General features: G+C 67.8%; 5 protein-coding genes. 2 read left to right on the top strand and 3 right to left on the bottom strand.

The annotated features are described in order from the left end of the window. The first annotated feature begins 58 nt into the window (after positions 1 to 58). Together HUU95_RS06405 and clpS are read left to right on the top strand one after the other, a co-directional pair. Complete coding sequence (locus HUU95_RS06405; protein WP_174279353.1) at positions 59 to 694, top strand: phasin family protein; 636 nt, start codon at positions 59 to 61, stop codon at positions 692 to 694. Positions 695 to 855: 161 nt separating this feature from the next. Continuing rightward, positions 856 to 1215 (top strand): ATP-dependent Clp protease adapter ClpS, encoded by a 360-nt coding sequence (gene clpS / locus HUU95_RS06400; protein ID WP_254602658.1) that lies wholly within the window; start codon positions 856 to 858, stop codon positions 1213 to 1215. 150 nt (positions 1216 to 1365) lie between these two features. On the opposite strand, the gene HUU95_RS06395 is transcribed toward clpS, so the two are convergent. The 3 genes from HUU95_RS06395 to HUU95_RS06385 all read right to left on the bottom strand — a co-directional run bounded on the left by HUU95_RS06395 (position 1366) and on the right by HUU95_RS06385 (position 5827). After that, positions 1366 to 3054, bottom strand: a complete 1689-nt coding sequence (locus tag HUU95_RS06395) for a GGDEF domain-containing protein (protein ID WP_254602657.1) — start codon at positions 3052 to 3054, stop codon at positions 1366 to 1368. A 140-nt stretch (positions 3055 to 3194) separates the two neighbouring features. Beyond that, entirely contained in the window at positions 3195 to 5522 is a 2328-nt protein-coding gene (clpA, locus tag HUU95_RS06390) for an ATP-dependent Clp protease ATP-binding subunit ClpA (protein WP_174279352.1), read from the bottom strand. A gap of 110 nt (positions 5523 to 5632) precedes the next feature. Further along, positions 5633 to 5827 carry a DUF1192 domain-containing protein gene (locus tag HUU95_RS06385; protein ID WP_174279351.1) on the bottom strand — a complete coding sequence of 65 codons (195 nt, stop codon included), beginning with the start codon at positions 5825 to 5827 and terminating at the stop codon, positions 5633 to 5635. Positions 5828 to 5981: the final 154 nt, after the last annotated feature.

Below are 5981 nucleotides of genomic sequence, written 5' to 3'. Positions count from 1 at the left end.
GATCTCCTTGACTCGCCAGGCCGCTCGATTATGTTGCACTGCAACAAAGGAGCCGTTCGTGTCCGATCCGACCCTGACGCTGCTGGCGAACGATAGCGCCGAGCCGATCCCGGGGGCGCTCGCCGCCGCCAGGCCGAGGCGCAAGCCGGCCCGGCAGGTCGAGGTCCGAGTCGTCGCCGAGCCCGCTCCCGCGCTGCCGCCCGCCGCGGTTCCGGCGGACACCCCCGTCATCGAGGAGCCCATCGTGGCCGACACCATCGACAATTTGACCCAGACCGCGACCGACCAGACCCAGGCGATGTTCGGCGACATCAGGCATGGCACCGAGGGCGCGATGGCCAAGGGCCAGGCGCTGTTCGCCGACCTGAACGACATGACCAAGGGCAATGTCGAGGCGATGGTCGAGTCGGGCAAGCTGGCGGCCGCCGGCCTGCAGACGCTGGCGCAGGACCGCGCCGCCTTTGTGCGCGGCCAGTTCGAGACCGCCACCGCCGCGATGCGCTCCATGACGTCGGTCAAGAGCCCGACCGAGTTCGTGAAGCTAGGCGGCGACTATGTCCGTCAGCAGTTCGAGCTGATGGTCGCCGAGACCTCGCGCTCGACCGAAGCCGCGCTCAAGCTCGCGGGCGAGGTCGCGCAGCCGATCTCCAATCGCTGGGCGCTGGCGGCGGAAAAGATGAAGCAGGCCGCCTGATCAGGCGTCCGGCCGCGGCAATGTCGGCCGGGTCCCCATCACGGGACGCGTTCCCGTGATGGGCATTGCGAACGGAAGGGCGGCCGTCACTGCGATGGTCGCCCTTTTTCGCGATCGAGCCTTGCCTGCCACCCCCGCTTTCCCATATTTCTTGTCACCGCATGAGCACCGATCCTTTCACAGCAGCCGAGCGTCGCGGCGGCGATGGCGACGACCAGGACGGCCGTACCGGGCTGGGTCTCGCCACGCGCACCCGATCCAAGACGAAGCAGCCGACGCCCTATCGCGTGCTGATGCTGAACGATGACTACACGCCCATGGAGTTCGTCGTGCTATGCCTCCAGCGCTTCTTCCGCATGGACATGGAGGCGGCGACCAGGGTGATGCTGCACGTCCACCAAAAGGGCGTGGGGGTGTGCGGAACATTCACCTATGAGGTCGCCGAGACCAAAGTGGGCCAGGTGATCGACTTCGCCCGGCAGAACCAGCATCCGCTGCAATGCACGCTGGAGAAGGCGTAGCCGCGCTTGCGCGGTTCGGGTGGGCCGGGCGTCGGCAGGGGCAGATAGTCAGTGCAGCTGGCGGGTGCTCCACCTCACCAGCATCTTCATTTTAATCGGGCCGAGGTCGACTATCGCTCGCAACCGATGCGGAGCGGGAGGCAAGTCGCGTCAGGCGGCGGCCGTCAACTGGGTGGCATCACGCGCCCGGTCGCGGCCGGCGGCCTTGGCGGCGAACAGCGCGCGGTCGGCCTCGCGATAGAGCCGCTTCCAGTCGGTCTCGCGCATCAACGGTCCCGTGCAGCTGCCGATCGATGAGGTCACGGTCATGTCGTAGGGCATGCGCTGGGTGCGCAGCCGTTCGAGCAGGAGCATGGACAACGGCGCGGCGTCGGCGGAACAGACGGTCACGAACTCCTCCCCGCCGAACCGCGCCACCAGCGCCCCCGGCGGCGCGGCGGCGCGCAGGCTCCGCGCGATCACGCGCAGCACCTCGTCGCCGCCGTCATGCCCGATCGTCTCGTTGACACGCTTGAAATGATCGACGTCGAGGATCAGCAGGCATTGATCGCCCTCGCGCCCGATCGCCTGGGCGAGGAACGCGCGGCGGTTGAGCAGCCCGGTCAGCGGATCGGTGTCGGCGAGCAGGCGCGCCGCCATTTCCTGTTCGCGCGCCTCGTCGCGCTCGCGGCTCAACAAATGGACCCGATACGCGATCGCGAGTGCCGAGGTGACCGCCTCCAGCGCCATCGCGAGCAGCGTCGAATTGTCCATCCAGAAGCTCCAGCCGGTCAGCCCGAGCGTGCCCGCGACGCGCAGCGTCGCCAGCGCGATCGGGACCGCCCAGGCGAGGCCGAACAGCCAGAGGTAATTGGATCGCTGTCGCCAGGCGCGCCACAATGCCGCGGGCGCGATCAGCATCAGGGCGGCGAAGCTGTCGGCGCAGAGCTGCCCCAGCAACCTCGCATGCCAGGGCTCCAGCACCGCGAACAACACCGCGCTGCCGATCAGCAGCGCCGTCACCGCGTCGGCCGCGCGGCCAAGCGCGCCCGCGAACACGCGTGGCTCGAAGAACGCGCGCGCGAAGGCCAAGGCCGCCACCGCCGAGACGGCTAGGCTGAGATAGCTGATCCGCACCCGATCGTTGTTGGTGATGTTCGGGGCGAGCCATGCCAGCGCGCCCGACGACGAGAGGGCATAGACCAGCAGGCTCGCCACCATCACGCAATAGGCGAGCTGGAAGCGATGGCGCAGCGCCGCGAACAACGCCAGATTATAGATGAACAGCGACAGGCAGAGCCCGACGAAACAGCCGTATAGCCCCGCCAGGAGCATGTTCGACATCGCGCTCTCGGCGGGCGAGGCGCTGTGCGGCGCGAGCACGAGGCCGCGGGCGTTGGCCGCATCCAGCACGTGCCACAACAGCCGCGTCACCGGCACGGCTCTCGACGGGAGCTTGTATTCGACGATGGCCCCGAGCTGGAGCCGGCGGGTGGTCGCCCGGCCGTCGCCCGGCAACATGCGGACCGCTCCATCGGCGTAGCGGGCCCACAGGGTCGCCGATCGCTGCCAGGTGCTGACCACGCGGATGCGGGCGGGCCAACGCGAGTCGGTGACGAACGGTCGAGACACCACCCAGAAATCGCCGGGGCCGAAGCGGCGCTGGTCGGTGACGCAGTCGAACCCGCGCGGGTCGGTCAGCAACGCGAGCGCACGGTCGTTCGCGGCGACGCGCTTGACGCAAACGGAGATCGGCGTGCCGACCAGCCCCGCCTGCGCGGCGGCGGGTGCGGAGCACGGCAGCAGCGCCAGCGCGACCGCCAGCCCCATCCACCAATACCGCCATGCCCCCCGGATCATCGGCGCGATGTACGGCCAGAATGGTCAACGAACGGTAAACATCCGGCCGAGCTTTCCATCATCCACTCGCAAGCGGGATGGTGGAAGGGTCGGTCGGCCCGGTCCGCGTCATTCCGGCGCTTGCCCGGGATGACGGACGGCTATTCCGCCGCCGGCGCCACCTCCGTCTTGCCCTTCTTCTTGGGCTTGCGCGGCGCGGCGGCCTCGATCGCGAAGGTCAGCGCGCCCTCCTTCATCCGGACAGTGACCTCGCCGCCATGGACCAGCTTGCCGAACAGCAGCTCCTCGGCGAGCGGCTGCTTGATCTTCTCCTGGATCAGGCGGCTCATCGGCCGCGCGCCATACAGCTTGTCGTAACCCTTGGCGGTCAGCCAGGTCTTGGCCTCGTCGTCCAGCTTGATGTGGACGTTGCGATCGGCGAGCTGGAGTTCGAGCTGGAGCACGAACTTGTCGACGACGCGCGCCACCACCTCGGGCGGCAGATAGCCGAACGGCACCACCGCATCCAGCCGGTTGCGGAACTCGGGCGTGAACATCTTCTTCACCGCCTCCTCGTCCTCGCCCTCGCGGGTCAGCTGGCCGAAGCCCAGCGTCTCGCGCGCCATGTCCGACGCGCCCGCGTTGGTGGTCATGATCAGGATGGTGTTGCGGAAATCGACCGACTTCCCGTGCTGATCGGTCAGCTTGCCGTTATCCATCACCTGCAGGAGGATGTTGAACAGGTCCGGATGCGCCTTCTCGATCTCGTCGAGCAGGACGACGCTGTGCGGATTCTGGTCGACCGCGTCCGTCAGCAGGCCGCCCTGATCGAAGCCGACATAGCCCGGCGGTGCGCCGATCAGGCGACTGACCGAGTGACGCTCCATATATTCGCTCATGTCGAACCGCTGGAGCGGGATGCCCAGGATCGACGCGAGCTGCTTGGCGACCTCCGTCTTGCCGACGCCGGTGGGGCCGGTGAACAGGTAGTTGCCGATCGGCTTCTCCGGTTCGCGCAGGCCGGCGCGCGCCAGCTTGATCGCCGAGGCGAGCTTCTCGATCGCCGCGTTCTGCCCGAACACGACGCGCTTGAGGTCCTGTTCCAGCGAGGCGAGCGCGCGGGTGTCATCGGTCGACACCGTCTTGGGCGGGATGCGCGCCATGGTCGCGATGACCTGCTCGATCTCCTTGGGCGTGATCGTGCGCTTGCGCTTGTTCAGCGGCACCAGCATCTGCATCGCGCCGACCTCGTCGATGACGTCGATCGCCTTATCGGGCAGCTTGCGGTCGTTGATGTAGCGCGCGGACAGCTCGACGGCCGACTTGATCGCGTCGGGCGTGTACTTGACCGAATGATGCTCCTCGAACGCGGTGCGCAGCCCGGCCAGGATCTTGATCGTATCCTCGATCGTCGGCTCGTTGACGTCGATCTTCTGGAACCGGCGCAGCAGCGCGCGATCCTTCTCGAAATGGTTGCGGAACTCCTTGTAGGTGGTCGAGCCAATGCAGCGGATCGAGCCGCCCGACAGCGCGGGTTTGAGCAGGTTGGACGCGTCCATCGCCCCGCCGCTGGTCGCGCCGGCGCCGATCACCGTGTGGATTTCGTCGATGAAGAGGACGGCGTGCGGCAGCTTTTCCAGCTCGTTGACGACCGCCTTGAGCCGCTCCTCGAAATCGCCACGATAGCGCGTGCCGGCGAGCAGCGCGCCCATATCGAGCGAATAGATGACGGCGGGCAGCAGCACCTCGGGCACGTTGCCCTCGACGATCTTGCGCGCGAGGCCCTCCGCGATCGCGGTCTTGCCGACGCCGGGATCGCCCACGTAGAGCGGGTTGTTCTTCGACCGGCGGCACAGAATCTGGACGGTGCGGTCCACCTCCGGCCCGCGGCCGATCAGCGGATCGACCTTGCCGGCTTTGGCCTTCTCGTTGAGGTCGACGCAGAACTGCTTGAGCGCGCTCTCGCCCGTGCCCTTGTCCTTGCCCTTGGCGGGCTTCTCGTCGTCGGACGACGAGGCCGCGCCCTTGGGCGGGGTGGCCTCGGCCGCACCGCCCTTGCCGACGCCGTGGCTGATGAACGACACCGCGTCGAGCCGGCTCATGTCCTGCTGCTGGAGGAAATAGACCGCATAGCTCTCGCGCTCGGAGAACAGCGCGACCAGCACGTTGGCGCCCGTCACCTCGTCGCGGCCCGACGACTGCACGTGCAGGATCGCGCGCTGCACCACGCGCTGGAACCCGCTGGTGGGGGAGGGATCGGTCTGCTGCTCGACCTTGAGCGCATCCAGCTCGGTGTCGAGATAGTGGGCGACGGTGGTCTTGAGCTCCTTGGTCTCGACATGGCAGGCGGCCATCACCTTGGCGGCGTGCTCGTCGTCGATCAGCGCGAGCAGCAGATGCTCCAGCGTGGCATATTCATGGCGCCGGGTGGACGCCGCCTCGAGCGCCTTGTGCAAGGTGGTCTCGAGCGCGGGGGCGAAGGATGGCATCGAATTACTCCAGTGAGCCGCCAGTGTTCGCGCGACCCGTTTCGTCCCATGTCGGGATGACGCGGCCCCGCATCAAGCCGCCCGTTCCGGCCGGGGAACGGGCGTCCAGGTCACGAGCGGAATAGCGCGTCGGCGCTGGCGCGATGATGAACGGCGTGTTGCCATTTGATCCGGCAGCGGGCGATCTCGCCCTCCAGCGCGGTGATGCGCGCCTCCAGTTCGGCGACCGAGAGCGGATCGAGGTCCTCGCGGACCAGTTCGGTCAGCGGGCCGGCGGATCGGGGCAGCGCGTCGTCCAGGTCCATGGGAGCGCAACGTTGACCGATGGGCCGCCTGAGTCAATAACTTGACCCCGCACGAGGGGGCAGACGCCGATGACGATCCCGGACATGATGGACGCGATCGATCCGGCGGCGCCGGGCGGGCCCGAGGTCTTGCGGCTGGTGACCCGGCCGGTGC

Source organism: Sphingomonas bacterium, assembly GCF_903643065.1.
Taxonomy (GTDB): domain Bacteria; phylum Pseudomonadota; class Alphaproteobacteria; order Sphingomonadales; family Sphingomonadaceae; genus Sphingomonas.
Note: the sequence above shows the minus strand (reverse complement) of the source record. Positions and strands in the feature narration are given on the sequence as shown.